Annotated in this window: 16 protein-coding genes; 7 read left to right on the top strand and 9 right to left on the bottom strand. The window is 53.3% G+C overall.

Going from position 1 to position 22,388, the window contains the following annotated elements:
* Positions 1–89 precede the first annotated feature (89 nt).
* Positions 90–509: a DUF302 domain-containing protein gene (locus DYY88_RS15415; RefSeq protein ID WP_039724900.1), complete on the top strand. Its 420-nt coding sequence runs from the start codon at positions 90–92 to the stop codon at positions 507–509.
* A 414-nt stretch (positions 510–923) separates the two neighbouring features.
* Here DYY88_RS15415 and DYY88_RS15410 read toward each other — a convergent pair whose 3' ends face one another.
* On the bottom strand, positions 924–4,274 hold the full coding sequence (locus DYY88_RS15410) for a diguanylate cyclase domain-containing protein (protein ID WP_052288170.1): 3,351 nt from the start codon (positions 4,272–4,274) through the stop codon (positions 924–926).
* Positions 4,275–4,755: 481 nt separating this feature from the next.
* On the opposite strand from DYY88_RS15410, the gene DYY88_RS15405 reads away from it, so the two are divergent.
* A protein-coding gene (locus DYY88_RS15405; RefSeq protein WP_207223348.1) for an IS630 family transposase occupies positions 4,756–5,711 on the top strand; the annotation gives its coding sequence in 2 pieces (ribosomal slippage) (positions 4,756–5,095 and positions 5,095–5,711; 957 coding nt in all).
* Positions 5,712–5,794: 83 nt separating this feature from the next.
* On the opposite strand, the gene DYY88_RS15400 is transcribed toward DYY88_RS15405, so the two are convergent.
* The 6 genes from DYY88_RS15400 to DYY88_RS15380 all read right to left on the bottom strand — a co-directional run bounded on the left by DYY88_RS15400 (position 5,795) and on the right by DYY88_RS15380 (position 14,679).
* Entirely contained in the window at positions 5,795–6,400 is a 606-nt protein-coding gene (locus DYY88_RS15400; RefSeq protein ID WP_039726752.1) for a Uma2 family endonuclease, read from the bottom strand.
* 98 nt (positions 6,401–6,498) lie between these two features.
* Positions 6,499–10,497, bottom strand: a complete 3,999-nt coding sequence (locus tag DYY88_RS15395) for a magnesium chelatase subunit H (RefSeq protein WP_039726753.1) — start codon at positions 10,495–10,497, stop codon at positions 6,499–6,501.
* 516 nt (positions 10,498–11,013) lie between these two features.
* Entirely contained in the window at positions 11,014–12,825 is a 1,812-nt protein-coding gene (locus DYY88_RS15390) for an ABC transporter substrate-binding protein (RefSeq protein ID WP_039726754.1), read from the bottom strand.
* Between the two features lie 95 nt (positions 12,826–12,920).
* A complete protein-coding gene (locus DYY88_RS15385; protein WP_044151198.1) occupies positions 12,921–13,844 on the bottom strand; it encodes a bile acid:sodium symporter family protein in 924 nt (307 codons plus the stop codon).
* A gap of 32 nt (positions 13,845–13,876) precedes the next feature.
* Positions 13,877–14,017, bottom strand: a complete 141-nt coding sequence (locus tag DYY88_RS24235) for a hypothetical protein (RefSeq protein WP_160299542.1) — start codon at positions 14,015–14,017, stop codon at positions 13,877–13,879.
* 32 nt (positions 14,018–14,049) lie between these two features.
* The gene (locus DYY88_RS15380; RefSeq protein ID WP_039726755.1) at positions 14,050–14,679 is read right to left on the bottom strand and encodes a hypothetical protein; all 630 of its coding nucleotides are present in this window, start codon (positions 14,677–14,679) and stop codon (positions 14,050–14,052) included.
* Between the two features lie 159 nt (positions 14,680–14,838).
* On the opposite strand from DYY88_RS15380, the gene DYY88_RS15375 reads away from it, so the two are divergent.
* Both DYY88_RS15375 and DYY88_RS15370 read left to right on the top strand, forming a co-directional pair.
* Positions 14,839–15,099, top strand: coding sequence for a hypothetical protein (locus tag DYY88_RS15375; RefSeq protein ID WP_039726756.1), 261 nt, complete (start codon positions 14,839–14,841; stop codon positions 15,097–15,099).
* A gap of 120 nt (positions 15,100–15,219) precedes the next feature.
* Complete coding sequence (locus DYY88_RS15370; protein ID WP_039726758.1) at positions 15,220–16,485, top strand: L-lactate MFS transporter; 1,266 nt, start codon at positions 15,220–15,222, stop codon at positions 16,483–16,485.
* Positions 16,486–16,635: 150 nt separating this feature from the next.
* On the opposite strand, the gene DYY88_RS15365 is transcribed toward DYY88_RS15370, so the two are convergent.
* On the bottom strand, positions 16,636–17,421 hold the full coding sequence (locus DYY88_RS15365; RefSeq protein ID WP_039726759.1) for a helix-turn-helix domain-containing protein: 786 nt from the start codon (positions 17,419–17,421) through the stop codon (positions 16,636–16,638).
* A 142-nt stretch (positions 17,422–17,563) separates the two neighbouring features.
* On the opposite strand from DYY88_RS15365, the gene DYY88_RS15360 reads away from it, so the two are divergent.
* Positions 17,564–17,878: a DUF2834 domain-containing protein gene (locus DYY88_RS15360; RefSeq protein ID WP_039726761.1), complete on the top strand. Its 315-nt coding sequence runs from the start codon at positions 17,564–17,566 to the stop codon at positions 17,876–17,878.
* Between the two features lie 334 nt (positions 17,879–18,212).
* Here DYY88_RS15360 and DYY88_RS15355 read toward each other — a convergent pair whose 3' ends face one another.
* Positions 18,213–19,385 carry a MerR family transcriptional regulator gene (locus DYY88_RS15355; RefSeq protein WP_039726762.1) on the bottom strand — a complete coding sequence of 391 codons (1,173 nt, stop codon included), beginning with the start codon at positions 19,383–19,385 and terminating at the stop codon, positions 18,213–18,215.
* A gap of 176 nt (positions 19,386–19,561) precedes the next feature.
* On the opposite strand from DYY88_RS15355, the gene DYY88_RS15350 reads away from it, so the two are divergent.
* Together DYY88_RS15350 and DYY88_RS15345 are read left to right on the top strand one after the other, a co-directional pair.
* A complete protein-coding gene (locus tag DYY88_RS15350) occupies positions 19,562–20,164 on the top strand; it encodes a Uma2 family endonuclease (protein WP_039726763.1) in 603 nt (200 codons plus the stop codon).
* 382 nt (positions 20,165–20,546) lie between these two features.
* Complete coding sequence (locus DYY88_RS15345) at positions 20,547–22,253, top strand: DUF262 domain-containing protein (protein ID WP_039726764.1); 1,707 nt, start codon at positions 20,547–20,549, stop codon at positions 22,251–22,253.
* Positions 22,254–22,388: the final 135 nt, after the last annotated feature.

Here is a 22,388-nt window from a genome sequence, read left to right as displayed (position 1 = left end):
CAACTATATAGTTATTCAATTGATAATTTGTAGTATTGTAAATATAGAACTTTGAATTGCTCCGCTTGTTGGGGCGCCATGAGGAAGCTATGTATCACTTCAGCAAAATTGTGAATGCCTCGTTTGATGAGGCGATCGCGCTAGTGACCGATGCCCTAAAGGCAGAAGGCATGGGCGTGTTGACTGAAATTAATGCCCAGGCGGCATTTAAGAAAAAGCTGGATATCGATTTTCGGCGCTACACCATTTTGGGAGCTTGTCATCCGCAAACCGCTTTTCAGATTTTGGAAGAGGACGATAAGGCTGGTGTGTTATTTCCCTGCAACGTCGTCGTGCAAGAGCGCCCGGATGGCCGCGTCGAGGTGTCGGCAGTGGATCCGCTGATGATGTTTCTCATGGTGCACAGCCCCCGTGCCAAAGAGGTCGCGCTGAATGCCAGCACCATGATGCAGCGCGTCATCGATCGCTTACCGGCCCTCCAAGTAGAGCGCCGCCTTGCCAAGGTCTGATAGCGATTCAGTCAACGAGTACTGCTGATTAAGAATTTTCTGAGAGCACCGCCCTCTGCAACCAGCAGGGGGCTTTTTGTCTTCGGACTGTGCGCTGCAATATAGCAATCCGCAGTCAGGTGCCGAGAGCCCAAAAGTTTAAAGTATGGGCATTGATCGAAGTGTGGACAGCCGTCTCGGCTGTCCTGGGGCAAGCAAGATGCTTGCTCAACAAAACTTGGGTTGGATTTGAAAAGTCCTGCTTCCTAACCTAAGCCCCTCGTTTTTCTGTCAAATCAATGAATGGAGCTATCTGCGCAACGCTATAACGTCCCCAAACCAGCTACGGATCTGTGCGGGTTGGGCACTGCCCACTCTCGGGGATGGGAGTGGCTATTGGCAAGTTAACGCCTATCCGGCGCGTGCCAGTGCTCGTTACTCTTCAGGCGGAGCACTGACATCGGCAATAACGTAGCGATCGCGGCCAGCTTGCTTGGCTTGGTAGAGGGCACGGTCAGCTAAGGCAATCAGCGATTGGGGCGTCGTGCTTGGTACCGGCATCACCGTCGCAATGCCGTAACTGAGGGTTAGTCGACCACTGGATTGAGGGGCCGGGTGATGAATCTCAAGCGCTGCGATCGCCTCGCGAATTTGTTCCACAATGGCGATCGCCCCTGCCTGATTGGTGTGGGGCAAAATGAGGGCAAACTCTTCGCCCCCATAGCGCGCCAGGCAGTCTGTCGAGCGGTTGACACATTGCTGCAAAGCCTGAGCCACCGCCGCAATGCAAGTGTCGCCCGCCGGATGACCATAGGTGTCGTTAAAGTCTTTAAACCAATCAATGTCACAGAGGATCAGGCTGATCTCGCGCTGGTGACGCTGCCCCCGCAGCCATTCATCTTCGAGGGTGTTATCAAAATGGCGACGATTGGCAATCTGGGTCAAGGCATCGGTGGTCGAGATGCTGGCCAACTCTTGGTTCGCGGCTTGCAGCTGTTGATACAGTTCTGACTGTTGGATGGCGATCGCCAGCTGCTCGGCCACCTGTTGCAGCAGGTGCAATTCATCCGCATGCCAATCGCGTTGGGTGGCGCAGGCCTGGGTGATCAAAAAGCCCCAGACGTTAGCTTCGGCTCCCAACGATTGGGTCAACGGGGCCACCATGGCCGACTTGACGCCTGCCCGCTGCCAAGCGGCGATTACTGCCTCCGGGTCGCAGTCGGCCTGCGCGATATCGGGCACAATCTGGGCTTGCCCCGCTCGATAAAGGGCAAGGCAGTGAGAGGTGATCGGGGCATTTTCCCACCGGGTGTGCAACAGGCTGGGATATTGGTGATCGCGGGTTTCAGCAATGACCTGTCGTGACTGATCGGCAAAGAGTTGAACCACCAAAGTGCGATCGGCATAAAAGGCCGTTTGCAGCTCAACCACCGCCGTCGATAAAATTTCATCCAGATTCAAGGTGGCGCGAAAGTGCTGCATCATTAGGCGCAGCTTGTGCTCTTGCTGAATGCGCTGTTGCAGCGCAATTTGTATTGTCCGCAAGTTGGTCACATTGCGAGAAATGATCAAAACCGATTGAATGTGGTTGCTCTCATTCACCTCTGGCACAATGCGGGAGTAAAAAGTCTGCTCTTGACCCGCTAGCATTTCTTGGGTTTCAAGTAGCTGTTCTTGCTGCGTTTCAAACACTCGTGAAATAGCCGTTTGCCAGCGGTTTCTCACCAATCGAGACAGCTCTAAATCGCTGAGTCTTTGACCGAGCAAATCTGCTTGGGGTACCCCCATTCTGGAGGCGATCATCGGGTTGGCATACAAAATCTGAAACTGCCGGTTGACCCGCATGATGCCGTCGGGATTATTCTCCACCAGCCCTCGAAACTCTTTTTCCTGTTGACGGAGCCTGACGTCGAGGGTTTTGCGATCGCTAATATCTTCCACAGTGCCGAGCATTCTGGTGGGATTGCCGTCCTCATCCCAAATGGCGCGCCCTCGCACCCGCACCCAGATGTAATGACCGTCGCGATGCTGTAGCCGAAATTCTTGCTGAAAAGGTTGCTGCGTATAAAGGTGGGTCTCGATGGAAGCTACCAACCACTGGCGATCGTCAGGATGCACTCGGGCGAGTTCGTCTCTCAAGGCTGGCGGTGTTGCGGGTGGGTCGTAGCCTAAAATCTCCCAATAGCGATCGGAGATCTGGTCAATGCCCGTGTTGGCGCGCCATTCCCAAATGCCTTCGTCGATACTTTGGAGCACTAAGGCATCACGCTCTGAAGCCAATTGCGTTTGCCGATGTAACTGGGCGTGATGAATCGCATTGGCTAACTGCGTGGCAATCCGTTGGGTTAGCTCCACTTCTGCGGGGATCCAGTCAACTAGGCTGGGGCGAGTCATTGCAATGGCACCCCAGACCTCCGTCTCAATCGCAATGGGCACGATCAGCCAGTGCCCAGGAAATGATTGGGCATAGGGCTGATTGACGGTATCGGTGAGACTGATGTCGGCGGTATCGCTGATCTGCACTACTTGGAGCTGCTTGAGTTGGGCGGCGATCGCATTATCCTGGTCAGGCACATCTACCCAAATTTGCGCTTCTTGTTCTGCTGTCCAGTCATGGGGGCCGCCATCTACCGCTACGGCTCGCCAGCAGGCCACCGTTTCGTTGGTGATGTATTGCGTAATCCGCACTCGGGACTGCAAGCATTGGGCCACTTGTGTCGCCGCCACGGCAAAGATATGTTGAAAATCGAGCGATCGCCGAATGACATCAATCACTTCGTAGAGGGCGCGCTCTCGCTGAGTCTGCTGTTGCAGCGCTAATTCCTGCGCTTTGCGATCGCTGATATCCACCATCATGCCGACAAACTTGAGGGGCGTGTCATTGGCTCGGTAAGCTGTCACTTGCCCCTGGCTGTAGACCCATTTCCACTGCCCATTGCGACAGCGCAGCCGATGCTCAACTCGATAGGCGGCGGTGCGGTGCTCCAAATGTTGACGCATGGCGGCCCGTACCCGTTCGCGATCATCCGCGTGGATCAACGCCAGCAACGCATTGAAATCGGTCTCAATATCTGGGGGTTGATAGCCCAGCAGCGATCGCCACTGCGGCGAATATTGAATGATGTCAGTGTCTAGCTGCCATTGCCACATCACACACCCAGCTAGTGCCGCAGCCTGCTGCCATGGCTCCACTGCTCGGCGGCTGGCTACCAGGGTTTGAGCGGTCTGCAGGTGGCGAATCGCAATGCCCAGCTGCGCGGCCAAGTGTTGGCTCACCTGCCGATGAATCGGGGCCCACTCTCGCGGTTCGCCGCATTGATGAATAATCAGCAGTCCCCATAACACGGGCAACTGGGCGGTGCCCTCTGGAGTTGGTGACGGCAGCAAAATCGGACTGATGAGATTGGCCTTAACCTGCAACCGCATCATTAACTCGCGGTAGCAAGGCTCGATATCGCTCTGTTCAATATCGGCGATCGCGGTAATTTCTCCGCGCTGAAATTTTTCGCCCCAAACATTTTCAAAACAGGGGTCGTAAATCAGTTGTCCCAACGTCGGCGACCAGCCTTCGCCCACAGATTCGGCGGTAACGGCCCCATCGCCACCGTCGGTGAACTGATAAATCAGCGCGCGATCGCAGCCAAATAAGTAGCGGGTGTGTTGTACTCCGCAGGCTAACAGGTCTTCAAGTTGAGTCGCCTGATGAAACTGAGAAAAGATATCGGCTAACCTGTCGAAAACTTCACCGAACTCAACCGGAGTTTCTACAGAGAAAGAAAGCAGCATGAACTGGCCTGCAAGTTCAAAAAGACAATCAATACACTGCCTTTACGCAAATTATAAGTAGATGCAGTAGTCGGAGAGCTTCGCAGATTTAATTAAAATTCAACCCATCCCAGCCTTAAATGACTTAATCCGTCACTGTAAACGATCCCTGTGGTGCGAGAATCTGCGCAAAAATACGGCAGTGCTGCGAAAATATACATCCCTGTCTTCCGTAATTGTGCGGGGTTTTCCGTAAAGATGGCAAAAGTTCATTACTCAAATTCACAAGTTTTATGATCGCTGCCCCACTGCATCAGCGATGCCAGTTGTCATCATCTGTGGATACTTCCAGTAGAGAAAAATAAGCCGCTAGAACGATCAATCAAATAGAACGCTTTGTTTGATTGGATTGCGCATAGAGTTTGATGTCCGGCTACTATACAGCCTTTTCCAGTCTCGTGAGATACACTTAGTATGTTTTGGAATTTGCTAAGAGACAGGGATGAAAGCTTACTCTATCGAGTTCCGTCGAAAAATCATCAAGGCACATGAAGACGAATCGATTTCGCAACGAAAGCTAGCAAGACGATTTGGGGTTGCCCCAAGCTTTGTTCAGAAGTTATTGAAGCAATATCGAGAAACCGATTCCTTCGCCCCCAAAATCCGAACGCAGCAGACACCCCCAAAGCTCACGAGTGTACATCTCGATGTGCTGCAACAATTAGTGGCAGCGCAAAATGACGCGACCCTGGCAGAACTACGAGTACAACTGGCGGCAAAAACTGACCTCTGGGTCAGTACTTCAACCATTAATCGAGCTCTTAAAAAGCTTGACCTGACCGTAAAAAAAAGACGTTCCACGCCGACGAAAAGGAAAGTGAGCGCGTCCAGCTAAAGCGGGTAGAGTTTTGGCAGTTAGTACGAGGGATTTTGGCTAAAAACCTCATCTTTATTGATGAATCTGGAGTGAATCTGGCTTTGACTCGACTCCGGGCGCGCGCTCCTAAAGGTCAACGTGCTCATGGCAAACGACCTCAGAAAAGAGGTCAGAATGTTTCCGTGGTCGGAGCCCTGAGCTTAACTGGATTATTAGCTAGTGCAAGTATCATGGGGGCCTTTGATGGCTTGACCTTTGAGGCTTTCATCTCCCAGCGGCTAGTGCCAAAGTTATGGCCAGGAGCTTGGGTAATCATGGATAACTGCTCTATTCATTTAGGTAAAGAAATTGAGGATATGATTCATCAGGCGGGAGCCTCACTCATTTATTTGCCACCTTACTCACCTGAGTTCTCGCCGATTGAGAATTTCTGGTCAAAGGTCAAGTCGATACTACGGTCACTTGAAGCAAGAACGTATCCCGACTTAGCAAAAGCCTTAGAAAAGGCATTCAAGGAAGTTTCTTTGACAGACATTAAAAACTGGTTTACAAATTGCTGCTACTGCACCTCACTAGAGTGAGAAATGCTGTATCCAGACTCATAAGTTGCAGTAGATAAAAACTTTAGCCTGCTCCAAGATAATTATTTCAGACGGCTTTAGTATCACAAAGGCATTACATCATTCAGCTTTAGGGCTAAGTCGGGAAATGCTGGAGAGACGATTTCCTGCCCGAGCCGAAATGTGCTTTTTACATAGTCCTCATTGACGAGCTGACATACTGTGAATGTGGGCTGTTTGGGCCGACCAATAAACGCCACACCACCCAGTCCCCGAAAATCCACAATCCAATATTCAGGAATGCCCATCAGCGCGTACTCTTCAACCTTGCGGGCATAGTCGGTTTCCCAGTTAGTGCTGACGACCTCGACTACCAGCTTGACTGAAGTGCTTTGGGTGATGACTGGCTCTCGCTCCCATAATGGCTCGTCTCTTAATGCACTTTCATCCAATACGGTGACATCGGGGCGTCTCGCAGTGGCTTGGTCACTAAAGGGTCTTAAAATGCACGTTCGGGGAATCAACCAATCAGTACTCATCCGGTCAATGGCCAGGTTAAGCCTGCTGGCCACTTTTCCCGCAACCGCTTCATGAGGGCCAGTCGGTTCCATATCAATGAGTTCTCCGTCAGCCAGTTCAAAGGCTGGCTCGTCGCGGTACTGAGCTAGGAAAGCTTCAAAGGTCAGCAGTTGAGAGGGGGCGTACGTCATGGCAATTCGTCACATCACGTGGGCTCAAATATAGCGGAAAGGGGCAAGCGATCGCCTACCCCTTTAAGTCGCTCAGGGAACCGTTCCCTTTTTTGCGCTTACTCGACGCCTTCGATGCGGTCTTCGACTTCCTGGTACAGCTCTTGCAGCCGTTCGATGTTGTCATCGCTGGTTTCCCAGTAGCCGCGCCCGTTCACTTCCAGCAGGGTCGAGACCATGCGGCGGAAGGAGTTCGGGTTGAGATCCATGAGGCGCTTGCACATCTCCGGATCCTTGATAAAGGTGGTGTTGGTGTCTTCGTAAACCCAGTTATCCACCGCGTCCGCCGTTGCCGACCAGCCCATCGTGTTCACCAGACGCTTCGAGAGTTCCCGCACGCCTTCGTAGCCGTGGGAAAGCATGCCCTCGTACCACTTGGGATTTAGCAGCTTCGTGCGGGCATCCAGGCGGACCGTTTCCGACAGGGTGCGCACCTGGGCGTTGGCGGTGGTGGTGTCGGCCACATAGGAGGCGGGCTTGGTGCCGTCGCCCCGCAGACTCGCGACGACCTTGGTGGGGTCAGAGTCGAAGTAGTGGGACACATCCGTCAGCGAAATCTCCGAAGAGTCCAGGTTTTGGAAGGTGACTTCCGCCTTCTTCAGCGAGGACTCAAAGATGCCGCGCGATTCGTCCATGACGCCGGGGTTGTCGGAGTTAAAGGCGAAGGATTTGCGCTTCAGGTACATTTCCTGGAGTTCGCTTTCCTCTTCCCAACTGCTGTTTTCCACTGCCAGGTTGACGTTGGAGGCGTAGGAGCCGGAGGCGTTGGAGAAGATTCGGGTCGCTGCCGTCCGCAGGTCGCAGCCCATTTCTGCCGCTTGCTCCAGGGCATGCTTGCGGACGAAGTTCATTTCCAAAGGCTCGTTGGCTTCGGCGGCCATTTTCACGGCGCGATCGAGCAGGGCCATCTGGTTGATGAACAGGTCGCGGAAGACACCGGAACAGTTCACCACAATATCGACGCGGGGACGACCGAGTTCTTCTAGCGAGAGCAACTCCAGCTTGTTGACCCGACCGAGGGCATCGGGGACGGGCTTGACGCCGACGAACCAGAGCATTTGCGCCAGGGATTCGCCGTAGGTCTTGATGTTGTCGGTGCCCCAGAGGACGGTGGCGATGGTTTCGGGGTAGCGACCGCCGTTTTCCTGCTTTTGGCGTTCGAGGAGGCGATCGACCACAATCTTCGCGGACTGCACCGCCGCCAGGGTAGGAATCGCCTGGGGATCCAGCGCGTGCAGGTTCTTGCCCGTGGGCAGTACGTCGGGGTTGCGGATGGGGTCGCCGCCGGGGCCGGGGAGGACGTACTCGCCTTCCAGACCCTTGAGCAATGCGCCCAATTCGTTGTCGGCGCAGACCTGCTCCAGGCAGAACTCCAGGAATTCCATCAGAGGCTTGAGGGTTTCCCCTTCCACCTTGGTGTAGCCCGCATCGTGGAGCGCCTTGACCCAGGGCTCCTTGCGGCCAATGTTGAGGAAGTTCAGGCGCGACACCATCGACACACGACCTTCGGCGTCTACCTGTTCGTGGACGAGGGCACCGACGGCATCGCGCACCGCCTGGTTGATGTCGTACAGCAGTTGCACGTCATCGAGGACACCCTTATCGCTGTTGGCGTAGATTTCGTCGATATCGCGACCGATGCTTTCGGCGATCACGCGCTGGAGGCTCATGATGCCTTCTTCTTCGCGGTCCAGTCCGGCGATGTTGACCAGGGTGGCGATCGCCTCCTCAGCGGTCGGGGGCTTACCAATGACGTGTAGGCCGCAGGGCAACAGGCGCGACTCAATTTCCATCAGCTTGATGTAGATCTTGCCGACCAGGTTGCTGCGATCGCCCTCGGACATTTCGCTGGCGTCGATTTCCGGCAACTCCACATCGCGATCCAGGTTGCAGACCCGCGCCGTTTCCACGATCGCGTTCACAATCTGCACTGCCCGACCGCTGTCCTTTTGGGACTGGTAAGAGCCGATCAGTTCGCTCAGTTCCTTCAGCCCTTTGTACAGTCCGGCGTTCTCAGCGGGCGGGGTGAGGTAGCTGATGGTTTCGGCGTAGCCGCGTCGCTTGGCGATCGTCGCCTCGGAGGGGTTGTTCGCCGCATAGTAGTAGAGGTTCGGCGTAGTGCCGATGAGACTATCGGGGTAGCAGGTGCCGGACATGCCCATCTGCTTACCGGGCATGAATTCCAGCGAACCGTGGGTCCCGAAGTGCAGCACCGCGTCCGCGCCCCATATTTTCTCCAGGTAGGTATAGTAGGCCGCAAAGCCGTGGTGGGGGCTGGCGGACCGGGAGAACAGCAGCCGCATCGGGTCGCCTTCGTAGCCAAAGGTGGGCTGCACGCCGATGAACACGTTGCCAAATGCCTTGCCGTACACCAGCAGGTTTTGCCCGTCAGTGTTCAGATGTCCGGGAGGCGCACCCCAGTTTTCTTCCAACCGGGTGGAGTAGGGGGTCAGCTCCTCGTACTCAGGGACGGACATGCGGTAAGCCACGTTCAGCTCAGGGCTGGCGTACTGGGCCTGGGCATCGTGGATGACTTCCTGCATCAGGGCTTCTGGCGACTCGGGCAGATCCTGCACGTCGTAGCCGTTGCCTTTCATGGCTTCCAGCACTTTGTAGATGGAGCCGAAGACGTCCAGATACGCGGCAGTACCGACGTTGCCCTTATCCGGGGGGAAGCTGAAGACGGTGATTGCCAGCTTTTTGTCGAGCTTGGGTTTGCGGCGCAGGTTGCCCCACTTGATTGCCCGCTGCGCGATAGAGCTGATGCGGTCTTGCAGGGTGATGGCGCGGCCCGTCATGCCGTCGCGACCGGAGAGGACGATGGGCTCGATCGCGCCATCCAACTCGGGAATCGCCATCTGCAACGCCACCTGAATCGGGTGCAGACCCAGGTCGCTCTCTTCCCACTCCTCAGTGGTTTGGAAGACGAGGGGCAGCGCCACCATGTAGGGGCGGTTCAGGCGGCGCAGGGTTTCGATCGCCTTCGGATGATCCTGCCGTGCCGGTCCACCGACCAGTGCAAAGCCCGTCAGAGACACGACGGAATCAACGATCGCCCGATCCTTATCCAGGGGATCGAAAAAGTACTCGTTCACCGGCTTGGCAAAGTCCAGACCGCCGGAGAATACGGGAATCACTCGCGCCCCGTAATATTCCAACTCTTGCACCATCGCCGCGTAGTGGGCTTCGTCCCCGGTGACGAGGTGCGTCCGCTGAAGCACCAGACCCACACAGGGAGCCAGGGGATCCCGCAGATCCTCCGGCAGATCCTTCCGGGACTCATACCAGTTCAGATACTCCTTGAGATCTTCGAACATTTGAGTCGCCATCGGGTGCCAGATGCCCACATCGGGGAACGTCACGGGCTCGGCATAGTCGCCAATCTCGACCTGAGGTGCGCCCTCAATGGCGTGGTCGGTGAAGACGTAGCGATCGGCCAACATCAGGAAGAAGTTTTCCAGGTTTTCCGGGGAGCCGCCCAGCCAATACTGGAAGCTGAGCATGAAGTTCCGGGCATCCTGGGCCTTTTCCACCGGCAGGTATTTCAGCACGTTGGGCAACGTCCGCAGCAGCTTCAGCATGGCGTCTTCAAAGCCGCTGCCCTTCTTTTGGCGGCGCTTCTTCATGAATTCGCCAATGACGCTCTTGGACTGGCCAAGTTGCGCCATCGAGAAGCTGCCCATCTTGTTCAGGCGCATCACCTGGGGCATGGAGGGGAAGACAACGGCAGCATCCAAGTTGTCGCGATGGGGCTGCACCGCTTCCACGACCTTGTCGGCCAGGTCTTCAATAAAGATCAGCGAGGCGATGAAAATATTCGCTTCCGAAATGTCTTGCTTAAAGGCTTCGTAGTTCTCCTGACTGCGGAGCTCTTCGATTAAATAGCCGCTGACTTCAAACGCAACTTCCGAGTTGTTGCTGTTAATTGCCCGAATGGCCGACGAAAGAGCGCTCTGGTACTGAGGCTCCAGCACCACGTAGACCACCTTTACCAGCGATCGCCCGTTCAGATCATCGGGCGCAATGTGGCGCACAGTGGGCTTGACGTTGGTGAACATGCAGTGATGACTCCTTTGTGACGTATCTAGATCCCAAAATGACTTGGCTAGTCAACCCTCAAGCCTGACGTTTGCCGCCACCCTTCATCCCATCAGTTTGGTCTCAGGGGTGGCGATGAGCTTCCGGTAACAACTCTAAATGGCTGGATTTTTATTCAGCAGAAGGCTATTTACAAAACCCAACAATGCGTGTACAGAAGCTGCTAGCACAGAGCTAAAAAGGTTGAGAAACCTATCAACCTTGTAGCAGAAAAACCTTGTCAGATAAGGGGTACAGCGCCATGCGTAACAATTCGCAACGTCTTTTGGCCTGATTGCTGGATTTGTTTGAAGTTTTGTAGCGTCATTAAAAATGCCTATTTTTGGCATAAAAAGAATAAACGTTGCGAGTTGCCCGCGATCGCGCTTGCCGACCCTGCTTGAGGGCGGGCATGGGCCGGTCGGTCGGTTGCGCATGAGTGCCCCATCGTGAATAGCCGAGGCGGTTGTATTAATGGGCTGCTCCCCTCTCGATGGCTATTCGGTGCGTTTCAGTTCTTGCACATTCCACAGGGCAAACGGGCGGACGATGCCAGAGTAGTTCACATTCTCAATGGTGTTGCGCACCGCACCGAGATTGAGGGGATTGACCAGATAGATAAAGGGCAGATATTCCTGAGTCAAGCGTTGACTCTCGAAATACAGCGCCTTGCGCTTTTCTGGATCGACTTCTTGCGCCGCTTGGATGTAGATGTCGGCAATGCTTTTTTCCCAATCGGCAGCTTCCCAGCCGGTGAGGGGTTCTTGCCCCGCCAGGGCCTGCTGATTAAAGGCATGAAGAGAGCCATCAAGCAGCCAGACGGTGGCCCCGCCATTGGGTTCTAAGCCCGCTGTAAAGCCGATGATGTGAGCTTCCCAGTCGAGGCTGTCGCTGAGTTTGGTGACCAAAGCGTTAAAACTGATGGGCTGAAAGTCGACCTGGATGCCGATTTTGCTCAGGTCTTGCTTGATCTGTGCACCGGTCGCTTCGCGAATTTTGTTGCCCGAGTTGGTGAGTAGCGTAAAGCGAACGCGATTGCCCTCGGCGTCTAGCAGTTCCCCGGCGGCGTTGTACTGAAAGCCGTCGGACTCTAGAAGTGCGCGCGCTCTCTCTTGGCTGTACTCATAGGTGGGCATGCCATCGGCGGGACTGGCATAAAACGGGCTTTGGACCGGTAGCGGTGACGTTTGCGGTTCGCCCAAGCCCTGATAGATGTTGTTGATCATGGTTTGGCGATCGATCGCATACGACACCGCCTGACGAAAGGCGACGGAGTTAAACCATTTCGATTTCACTGGATCGACTAATGGCTTACCATCCCGCACCCCTTTATTCAAATTGAAGGTGATAAATAACGTGCTCAGGGCGGGTCCGCCTTCGTGAATGGTGAAGTTGCCGCGCTCTTCTTCACGCTTCATCAGGGCAAATTCGTCGGGGCCGATGCCAATGGTGTCAAGGCCGCCAGACCGGAATTGCAAAAGCTGGTTGTCAGTGGACTCGATCACCTGCCAAACGAGTTCTTCGATATAAGGCTGCTGGTTGCCCTGATCGTCGGTTTGCCAGTAGTAGGGATTTTTCTCAAAAATGACACGCTGGCTCGGCAAATATTGCTTGAGGCGATAAGGGCCGTTGCCAATGATTTCTTCGGGGGGGGTGCCCGTCGTCCACATGGAGAGGAATTGGGGACTGCCCTCTGCATCCAACGTGTTGACCGAGTCTTGGAGGATGTGGGCGGGCAGGATGCCATTGCCCGTAGTTTCTAAAAACGGGGCAAAGGGCTCTGGCAGGGTGAATTGGAAGCGGCGATCGTCCAGTTTGGTGATGCTGGGCAGTTTGCCTTCGGGGCCAATGCGCATCACATCTCGCGCCGAGGTCGGAATCGCTTCATTGAAGATGACGTCGTCGTAGGTGAAGATGACATCGTCGGTGGTGATCGGTTCACCGTCAGACCATTTCAATCCTTCGCGCAGGGTGAAGGTGTAGGTCAAGCCATCTTCGGAAATGTCCCAAGATTCGGCCATTTGCGGCACGATTTCCCCGGTGATGCCATCCCGAGTGACCATGCCCTCAAAGGTGTAGAGAAAAATGTTGGGATATTCCTGACTGAGGGCGGGGTTAAAGGTTTTGGGGTCGCCGAGGGAGCTAAAGACGATGCGTGACGAGGTGGCCTCCGCCGTTGTGAATTGTGACGGATTGCAGCCGGCAAAGGCGATCGCGCCCACTAAGGCCAACACGACTAACAGCCACCGTTTGCCGTATTGCCGTAAATGACGACTCAGACGCCAGCTCCGAACCCCAAAATCAACCATATGCTTCCTGTCGATTTTCCTTCTGAGCATTATTACAGCTAATTTTGGCGATGCCTACGATCGCGGCTCACAATTGGCACCTTATCGGACGGTGTTTAGCGTCGCAACAGGGTGGCTTCTTCGTCTTCTGGGGGGCTGGTGAGTGGACTGAGGGGGGGCATATGGCGCTGCGCCCACCATGCAAAGCCGCCGCCAATGACAAACATCATCAAACTGTAGATGGCAGCCGGAATGGCCATCGTCGGATTGTTGAGAAAAGTGGGGGCGCTGGCGATCGCGATCGCCAGCGTGCCATTTTGAATGCCTACTTCAATCGTGATGGCGGTGGTGCTGGGGCGATCGAGCTTGGCGGCGATCGCTAACCCACAGCCCGCCAACATCGACAGCACGATGAGCGGCACCGTGACCCAGCCCACCTGGGCAAAGAAACCCAGGACGTTGTCGCGCTCTTTGAGCAAGAGTCCGGCAATCACTAGCCCCAGAAACACTAGAGCGAGCCATTTCACCTGCTTTTCGACGGTGGCGGCTAGGCGCGGAGCATAGTGATGCAGCAACATGCCCAAGCTGACAGGCACGAACGTAATGACAGCAATCTGCACCACGGTCTGGATAAACGGCAGTTGTAAATCGGAGCCGACTCCCATGAAATAGCCCATCGCTGCGTTCACGACCAGGGGAATCGTAAAGACCGTGATTAAGCTCCCGATCGCGGTGAGCGTGATGGAGAGCGCAATCCGACCTTTGGCGAGATAAGTCAAAAGATTGGAGGTTGGTCCCCCCGGACAAGCCGCCAAAATCATTACGCCGACGGCGAGTTCTGGCGGCAATGGCAGAATTACCGCCAGGGCAAACCCAATCACAGGCAAGACGATGAGTTGAGCCGCCAATCCCAGCACAACGGCTTTGGGTTCCGTCAAAATGCGGCGAAAGTCGGCCAGGGTTAATCCCAAGCCCATGCCCAACATGATGATGAACAGCGCTAGGGGCAAAAAGACCGTTGTCAAAAAGCTGGATTCCATGAAAAAGCGCCCTCAAAGTAGCGATTTGCGGGCTAGTTTACAGCATTCCTGAAGGCGATCGCTGTCACCGTCGCCTTGCCGTCAAGGGCGACAGTGCCGGGCCAACGAGTCCGCCCCAGCCGCTCCAGGTCAAAACGGGGAAACGCTGACTCAGCGATCGGACGGCTGTTCAAATAGCGCTTTTAGAGGTTCATCATGGCCTGCTCTATCGACACGGCTCCGTATTAAGATTGCTGCCTGCGCCATTGGGGCCAGTGCTGGCGACCCAGTTGGGGCCGCGATAAGTATCAACATGCAGCCATACGCGACCATCGCTGCTGACTTCGAAGCTGGGCGGTTGCGTGTGGGGCGTAATCAACGACGCTGGCGTGAAGGTCATACCTGTATTAGCGGCATTCAAACTGGGACCGCTGCGAACGATCAGAGTCGTGCGTGGCCGGAAGCAGGTGTTGCTGGTTGGCGGTGGAGTCGTGCCGGAGCAGGGAGCAAGCTGGTTCGCATTGACCCACCCAACGGGTTGCGTCGTGGTGAGATCGTCATTCGCTAAATACACCTGGGCCGCAGTGTAGTCGCTGGTTTCCCGCAGCACCCCCGTCAAAACCACTTGCGTACCCGAAAATAAAGTGCCGATTTGATTGTCCGGTTTATTCGCCAGGTCGGTATTGTCGTAAACGATCGCGTTCGCCCCTTGCTTAATTTGGCGACAGCCCCGAATGTAAGACTGGTTTTCAGTCAAGTCGGTGTACTGCGCCTGGGCTGTGCCGATGGGGAGCAAAGCCGCCGATAACGATAGAGCCGCTAACCAACCTGCTGTGGGAAACATGCGATGCAACATGGATGAAATTTAGTGGAGTGAACGTCGCCATTGTAAGTGTGCGTTCCATCGAGAGGCGAGGGTCTCAACGTATTTTTAAGAACTCCTAAATATCGATCAGGTTCACCTCAAAGCGGCTAAGAGCAGCGACACTGAGCGACACATTGTGAGGAAAAGGCCATGCGGAAGGGGCACCAGGGTTGGCGGGTGGACTTCTTTGCACGAGAGGCGATCGCGGTGCGCCTCATGGAAGTACTGGAACACCCCACGCAAATGCAGATGCTGTGCGAGGCGACACGCAAACCATGGTGGCAAAGTCCGATCTGCAACCGTTTGTTTGCCCCAACGATTAGCCTGCATGACCTCTGTTTTAGAACGTCGGTTGTTATGCTCTCCTTTGTTCCTTCTGCCATCACAAACGAGGCGGTATTGCGGGTCTAAATAATAAGCATTTCTATAAAAATTAGGGTCATGAAAGCTCCATACGCTATTCATGGATCGGGCAGCTAGAATGTGCGCTGCCTCTGCACTCAATCTAGTGATGTGGGGCTTAAATATGTCATGAATATCACACATGAGAATGTGCCTAATGTGCAGATTTTGGGCCGACCCGCCGAGCAAGGTCGATGGCTTTTGTTGCCTTTGGGGATGACGATTTTGTTGTGCTTAGGAACGGTCTATTCATGGAGCATTTTCAGAACTCCGCTAGAAGGAGAACTCGGTATTAGTGCCACCCAAAGCCTGTTGCCCTTTACGTTGGCGCTCGTCTTTTATGCGGCGACCATGCCGATCGCGGGCTTTTACATTCCCCGCATTGGTACTCGGCTCACGACCGCGATCGGCGGACTTGTGGTGGGGGCAGGATACATTCTCTCCAGTTTTGCTAATCAGATTGGCGTCTTGGCGCTGACCTATGGTGTGATTGCTGGCATGGGGGTCGGCATTGTGTATGGCGTGCCGATGGTCGTGGCTTCCCGCTGGTTTCCCGATAAAAAGGGGTTAGCGTTGGGCCTAACAGTTTTAGGCTTTGGGCTGTCTCCTTTTATCACTGCTCCCTTAGCCAATTATTTGATTAGCGCTTACACGGTGCGACCAACGTTACGGATTTTAGGCGTCGCATTTACTCTGATTATTCTAGGGCTGGCCCTAGTGATGAAATTGCCGCCGTTGGGATGGCATCCACAGCATGATATTGCTAAAGCTCAACAGCTTGAGCCCCATAGCTATCCGCATAACTTATTGAAGAGTCGGTCGTTTTATGGGCTATGGATTTGTTATGCGATCGCCACTCTGGTCGGCTTAAGTGCCATTGGCATTTCCGGGCCAGTGGGGGAAGAAATCATCCAAATTACACCCACAACGGCGGCCATTAGTGTCTCTATGTTTGCCGTCTTTAATGGAGTCAGTCGACCCCTCTTTGGCTGGCTAAGCGATCGCTTTAAGCCGCAACATGTCGCCATCTTTTCCTACACGCTTATTCTCATCGCCTGCCTTTTGATGATGAATGCGCAGACCGGACAGGTGGCCCTTTATCTAGTGGCATTTAGCCTGTTCTGGTTCTGTCTGGGCGGCTGGCTGGCCATGGCTCCGACCATCACCCTGCACTTTTTTGATCCGGAGCACTATGCCCAAAACTATGGCATTGTGTTTACCGCCTACGGCATCGGGGCGCTCATCGGCACGCTGGTTACTGGCCGCATTCGCGATTTATTTGGCACGTACAATTTTGTGTTTTATCCCATGGCGATATTAGCGATCGCGGGTATCGTCATCAGCACTTTTTGGTTAAAACGCGAACGTAACATTCCAGCCTCCAGCATTGACTAAATCATTCACCGCTAAGGCATTGAGGTGCCGCATCGCTAGCTCGTTTGACAAGATCAAAGAAACTGTGCATCAAGCGCTGACGTCAATTCGGGCCTCTCGTCGTGATCAAGGCTTCAGCCACCCAATGACGATGAGCGATCGGTCGAATCCCTACTGAATCTGGGCTTTGAGGATGTCATGGGTGGCTTGATCTGCCGGAAAGATATGCTCTACCCGTAAGGATGCCAGCGTAATATCCTGCGGTGTTCCAAAAGTGGTGAACATGCTGAAAAAAGCCAACTCCCCACAGGGTGTGGCATAACGAGTCGTCAGTACGGGGTCAGTCGGTGACAAGTCCTCGGGTGGCAGAGGGGGCTGGCCGAGTTTGGCGACGAGCAGAGCTTCGAAGGCGTTGACTTTTTCAGTGAGCGGGGGATGAATCGCCGCCTCGTAGCGCAACCGGGCGAGAAAGGCCGGGCCGACTTCAGGCAGATTGAGGATCGACTGAGTGAGCCCCTCGGGATGGATGAGCAGATCTAACAAATTCATAGCTTGGGCCTCAGCCAGGTTGACCCTGCCGCCAGTCAGTGTTGTCGCCAGCCACGCCGCACCCCGATTGAGACGTAACAAATTCCAGTGGGCATCGATCACTAAGGCTGGAATCGGGTCTTGGGCTTGTAATAGCCGTTCAAGGGCTCGATTTACCGGGGCGAGGGTCGGCTCATGTAGCGGCGTCTGGCTGTAAATCGGTGCATAGCCAATTTGCCGCATCAGCTCATTTTGCAAGCCCATGGGCACCTCTAATTCTCGCAGCCAGGCCGCTAAGAGTTCTCGGCTGGGCCGGGCGCGCCCACTTTCGACAAAGCTGATGTGCCGTTGTGACACCCCCAGCCGTAAGGACAACTCTAACTGGCTGAGATGACGATATTTACGCGCCTGACGCAAGGTATCGAGCATGGGAATACATCGGCATGATGAAAACTGTGCGGACTGATGGTCGATCGCCAGACCCACTGGCTGCAATTACCTGTCAGGTAATTGCGGCGATAACCTGAGCCCTCAATACTGAGCCATATTGCTGCCTATCGAGATGTGTCCTATGAACCGTAGCCTGATTATTTTGACGCTCATGTTATTTGGTGCCCTCAGTGGCGCGGCGCTTTGGTATCACGGATATCTGGGGATTTTAATGCCCCACTTTCAGAGTTTTGGGGCGGGCCAGGTGTTTGCCGACCTGGTGATTGCGTTAGGTCTGGTGATGATCTGGATGTGGCAAGACGCGCAGAAAATGCAGCGCAATCCCTGGCCTTGGTTGGGCATCACTTTGGTGGCCGGATCTTTTGGGCCGTTGCTGTATTTGCTGACGCGCAAGCCGGTGTCAGAGGCGCAGGCGGATATGGTTGCACAAGACTAAACCGGGGGGTGATCGCGAGGCGTGATGCTGGGTTGCAAGGTTCCAGATATCGCAATCCGCAGTCAAATGCCGAGAGCCCAAAAGCTTTACATCTAAGTGTGGACAGCCGTCTCGGCTGTCCCGCAGCAGACAAGCTGCCTGCCTGACGAAACTTGGATTTGATAAAGTCCTGCTTCCTCATCTCATCCCCTCAGGTTTATGCAAAGCAATGAACGGAGCGATCTGCACAGCGCCATCTCTATTACCAGGCCGCAGTATGAGCCCTGCCAAGAGTCACTCAACTGGCGTGAAACAGACACTCCGGGCAGGCGACCCTCGGCCAAAGGTCTCCCTGCTAGGGCCTGAGTTGTTGCTTTAGGCGATCGCAGTCCACCTGACACGCCTGCAAAACGCGCATGGCCATGCCGCCCCCGGTTTCGCCTTCTTGCAAAATACCGAGCAGCAAATGTTCCGGGGTAATCTGGTCGTCACCCTGCTGTTGTGCTTGCTGAGCGGCCAGTTCTAATACGCGGTGGGCGCGGGGGGTAAACGGCATGTTGGCCGGGATTTCGGCAGGTGACGTGGCGCAGTCGGCTAACCAGTCGCGAAATAGGGTTGCTGCGGTGGCGAAATCCACGCCTTGTTCCCCCAGCGCCTGGGCGGCCACGCTCGTTTCCACTGCTAGCAGTCCCAGCAGCAGACCTTCCGTACCCATGAAGTCGTGAATCTGCAATTTGTTTCGCATGGCTGACTGGCCTTGGGTGAGCACCGCCTGGGTTGCTGGCGCTAAGCGACCCAGGGTAGACCCCACGAACTCTTCCCGCATGGATAGCATCGCCACCGCTTTGAGAATGTATTCCAAGGTCGGGCCATCCAGCGTGCCCCAGCTCGCCGCTTCAGCGCCTGCTTGTTGGTAGAGCTGAGTCAGGGCTTCGTAGAGCTGGAGATCGCCACCGACAAACTCGAGAATGCTGGTGCGCCACTGCCACGCCATTTGCTGGACTTCCGGATCGTTGAGGTTGCGCCCCTCAGCGAGCTGAGATCGCGCTTGGGTCAGGAACTGCTGCCATTCGGCCTGGCCCTGCTGGAGCCGAGCTGCGAGTAAATCGTGCTGTTCTTGGGTCAAATATTGCTGGGTCATGGTGATCGTCTCCATTGTGGTCATCAGGTCTTCAACCGCAACGGACTGAGAGGTTTGGAGCTGTTGAGCTAGCTGGCTGAGCTGGGTGAAGAGCGATCGCGATACCGCCATCTGCTCTTGCAGGCGCGCTAGATGCAGGTCAATCACTTGCGGCAAGGAAAATTCAGGATTCTCCAGACACTCACGGATTTCCTTGAGCGCAAACCCCAATTGCCGCAGCGATAAGATTTGCTGGAGTCGAGCAATATCGGCTTCGCTGTAGAGTCGATACTCGGCCTCGGTGCGGTGCGAGGGCACCAGCAGGCCAATCTCGTCGTAGTACCGCAAGGTGCGGATTGACAGTCCGGTCTGTTTTGCCAATTCCCCAATTTGCAGCAGGTTAGACATAACGCCTTTCCGCTCCTATCCAAACGTGTACGGTTGATGACTAGAGGCTAAGGGGTGACGCAGCGTGAGGCTCAAGCCGTTGGGTGCCTTTTTAGTATCATCTGACTGGATTAGCACTAGGATCAACGGTAATGATCAATCCCAAGCCCTTGCGACTAGGCGACCAAAGGTGACCCATGACAACGCTGCTGATTCAGACGGAGAGCTTTCCTCTGACGGTAAACCTGCCGATGCCGATTGAGATGACGATGGCAGAGTTTTATGAATTTTGTCAGGCCAATCGTGAGCTGCGGATTGAGCGCAATGCTAACGGAGAGGTGATCATCATGCCACCTGCCTTTTCTGACACGGGAAACCGTAACTTCAATTTAGCTGTGCAGATTGGTAACTGGGCTGAGCAGGATGGTAACGGGCTAGGGTTTGACTCAAGTGCTGGCTTTACGCTACCCAATGGAGCAACGCGATCGCCCGACGCCGCCTGGATTCGGCTCGAACGCTGGAATGCACTAACAGAGGACGAGAAGGCGTCCTTTGCGCCAATTTGTCCAGATTTTGTCGTGGAGCTAAAGTCATCCAGCGATACGTTGAGCGGACTGCAGGCCAAGATGGAAGAATACATGGCGAATGGAGCGCTGCTCGGATTTCTGATCGATCGCAAACCGCGCCAAGTGCATGTTTATCGCCCCGGTCAAGCACCCGAGATTTTGGAAAACCCTGACAGGGTCAGCGGCGACCCAGAACTACCGGGGTTCCAATTGCAGATGGCAAAAATTTGGTAGGCACCAGCCAGTTTCAAGACGATCTCCCTATCCATGTCTGCTGCAACAATGGGTCGAGCGGGTAAAGACATTGCTGAAGTGTACCGATAAACCTAATTATGGCGATCACCCTGGAGCTTAACTTTAAATAGCCACAGCCATTTTGGCCGAACATTTCGACAACTGACCGACGGAGATGACACCGAAAATCTACCGTGCCCGGTGAGAGATCCCATTTTCTAAAGGTGAAGCTGTGCGCCGGCAAGTATCTTTTGACACTTAGCAATGGCATCTAGACCGTCCGTAGTAACGTAATTCTGGCTACTTGCCCTGTTTCGGACTGGCAAAAATAAGCAGTTGCTTGATAACTTAAAGGATAAGACTGACCTCTTCACCAAAAAATATGGCCCGAAGCAACTTACTAGATACACGTACCACTAGTTTCGGTGACTTGATTGGTAATGGCAAGATTTACAGAGTTCCACCTTTTCAGCGTGATTACTCCTGGAAGGAAGAGAATTGGGAGGATCTTTGGCAAGATATTTTGATCATTCGTAACAAGCCTGACTCTAGTCATTATATGGGAGCTCTTGTTTTACAAAGCTCCGACGTTTCAGACAAAGAGTTTACTGTGATCGATGGGCAACAAAGATTAGCCACTCTAAGTGTTATTGCTATAGCTGTAATTGAAAAAATTCAAAATCTCGTGGAGCGAGAAAAGTGCAAAGAAGCTAATCAGGAACGACAAGAAATCCTGAAACGAACTTATCTAAGTGATAGAGATCCACGTTCTCTGCGTTATTCAAGTAAGCTTATCTTGAATGAAAACAACAATGATTTCTATCAAAGCAACTTAATCAACCTTAGAAGGCCACGTAATATTCGCTCTCTTTCTAAATCAAATCAGCTACTTTGGCAGGCTTTTCAATATTTTTCAAGTCATATAGGTGAACTTCAGAATTTAGTTCAGGATGGCGAAAAACTTGCCGAATTTTTGACGAACATAATAGCTCAGGAGTTACTATTCATTCAAATCAATGTTCAGGATGAGCTAAATGCTTATACTGTATTTGAAACTTTAAATGCCAGAGGGATAGAGCTGAGTTCAACAGATTTATTGAAAAACTATTTATTTTCCCAATTTGAGGGGCCAGATGATTTGCAAGAAGCTCAACGGCAGTGGCGAAGAATTATTAACACCGTGCAGATGGAGAAATTTCCTGAGTTTCTTCGATATTATCTAAGTCTTCAAAGAACCCGAGTTAGGCGTGAAAGGCTGTTCAAAATAGTTCGAGATAGCGTGAAAGATGGTCAGCAAGCTTTCGATTTGCTAGACCAGCTTGAGAACTATAGCAGTCTTTTTGTTGCTCTTGGAAATTCTGATGACGATTTCTGGCGCGATAGCCCAGATAGTCAGCACTATATTCGGGAACTAGAGCTTTTTCGAGTGAAACAGGCTTATCCAACTTTATTTGCTGCATATGAAAAATTTTCACCTCAAGATTTTGTCCGCTTACTGAAACTGGTTTGCGTTTTATCTTTTCGCTATACCATTGTGAGCAGCCTAAACCCTAATGAATTAGAAACCCTCTACAATAGGGTGGCTATTGGCATTATGAATGGCGAGATAGTTGTTCCAAGGCAGGTTTTTGAAAATCTGCGTTCAGTTTATGTTTCCGATGAAAAGTTCTCTCAAGATTTCTCCTTTCTCTCAATTTCTACAAAAGGCCAGAAAAGGAAGCTAGTGAGGTATATACTTTGGAAGCTTGAGATAGATGCTTCAGAACGAAATGACATTAGTGAAGATGGCTTCTCTATTGAGCACATTTTGCCCGAATCACCTACTGAAGATTGGAGAAGAGCCTTTTCAGAAGACCAAATTGAGGCTGTAACATATCGAATTGGTAATTTGACTCCTCTAGAACCAAGTCTTAATCGCCAGGTTGGTAACGAATTCTATGCAGCTAAAAGTGATGCTTATCAGCAGAGTGTGTATAACTTGACGCGCAATATTGCTGCTGAAGAGTGGACTATTAATGCAATTGCTTCTAGGCAACGACAGCTAGCGCAACGGGCTGTACATGTTTGGAGATCTGATTTTCAGACGTAGGAGAAAATGGTTTTCGGCTATCTCAACAGTAGGCTGAGAAGCTGTCTAAGTAATAGCTGACTCTACATTAGTCAACTTGTAGTTAGGCGGAAAATTCAAGTCTGGATCCCTGACGCAGCTAATTAGTTGGAAATT

The organism is Leptolyngbya iicbica LK, assembly GCF_004212215.1.
GTDB lineage: Bacteria > Cyanobacteriota > Cyanobacteriia > Phormidesmidales > Phormidesmidaceae > Halomicronema > Halomicronema iicbica.
The sequence above is the reverse complement of the archived record's forward strand: the minus strand, read 5'-3'. Positions and strand labels throughout refer to the sequence as shown.

Excerpts from the sequence above, each read along its gene's own strand:
- DYY88_RS15395 (WP_039726753.1), bottom strand. The coding sequence starts at position 10,497 with ATGTTCACCAACGTCAAGCCCACTGTGCGCCACATTGCGCCCGATGAT.
- DYY88_RS15400 (WP_039726752.1), bottom strand. The coding sequence starts at position 6,400 with ATGACGTACGCCCCCTCTCAACTGCTGACCTTTGAAGCTTTCCTAGCT.
- DYY88_RS15375 (WP_039726756.1), top strand. The coding sequence starts at position 14,839 with ATGCGGAAGGGGCACCAGGGTTGGCGGGTGGACTTCTTTGCACGAGAG.
- DYY88_RS15345 (WP_039726764.1), top strand. The coding sequence starts at position 20,547 with ATGGCCCGAAGCAACTTACTAGATACACGTACCACTAGTTTCGGTGAC.
- DYY88_RS15385 (WP_044151198.1), bottom strand. The coding sequence starts at position 13,844 with ATGGAATCCAGCTTTTTGACAACGGTCTTTTTGCCCCTAGCGCTGTTC.
- DYY88_RS15355 (WP_039726762.1), bottom strand. The coding sequence starts at position 19,385 with ATGTCTAACCTGCTGCAAATTGGGGAATTGGCAAAACAGACCGGACTG.
- DYY88_RS15360 (WP_039726761.1), top strand. The coding sequence starts at position 17,564 with ATGAACCGTAGCCTGATTATTTTGACGCTCATGTTATTTGGTGCCCTC.
- DYY88_RS15390 (WP_039726754.1), bottom strand. The coding sequence starts at position 12,825 with ATGGTTGATTTTGGGGTTCGGAGCTGGCGTCTGAGTCGTCATTTACGG.
- DYY88_RS15415 (WP_039724900.1), top strand. The coding sequence starts at position 90 with ATGTATCACTTCAGCAAAATTGTGAATGCCTCGTTTGATGAGGCGATC.
- DYY88_RS15365 (WP_039726759.1), bottom strand. The coding sequence starts at position 17,421 with ATGCTCGATACCTTGCGTCAGGCGCGTAAATATCGTCATCTCAGCCAG.
- DYY88_RS15370 (WP_039726758.1), top strand. The coding sequence starts at position 15,220 with ATGAATATCACACATGAGAATGTGCCTAATGTGCAGATTTTGGGCCGA.
- DYY88_RS15410 (WP_052288170.1), bottom strand. The coding sequence starts at position 4,274 with ATGCTGCTTTCTTTCTCTGTAGAAACTCCGGTTGAGTTCGGTGAAGTT.
- DYY88_RS15350 (WP_039726763.1), top strand. The coding sequence starts at position 19,562 with ATGACAACGCTGCTGATTCAGACGGAGAGCTTTCCTCTGACGGTAAAC.
- DYY88_RS15380 (WP_039726755.1), bottom strand. The coding sequence starts at position 14,679 with ATGTTGCATCGCATGTTTCCCACAGCAGGTTGGTTAGCGGCTCTATCG.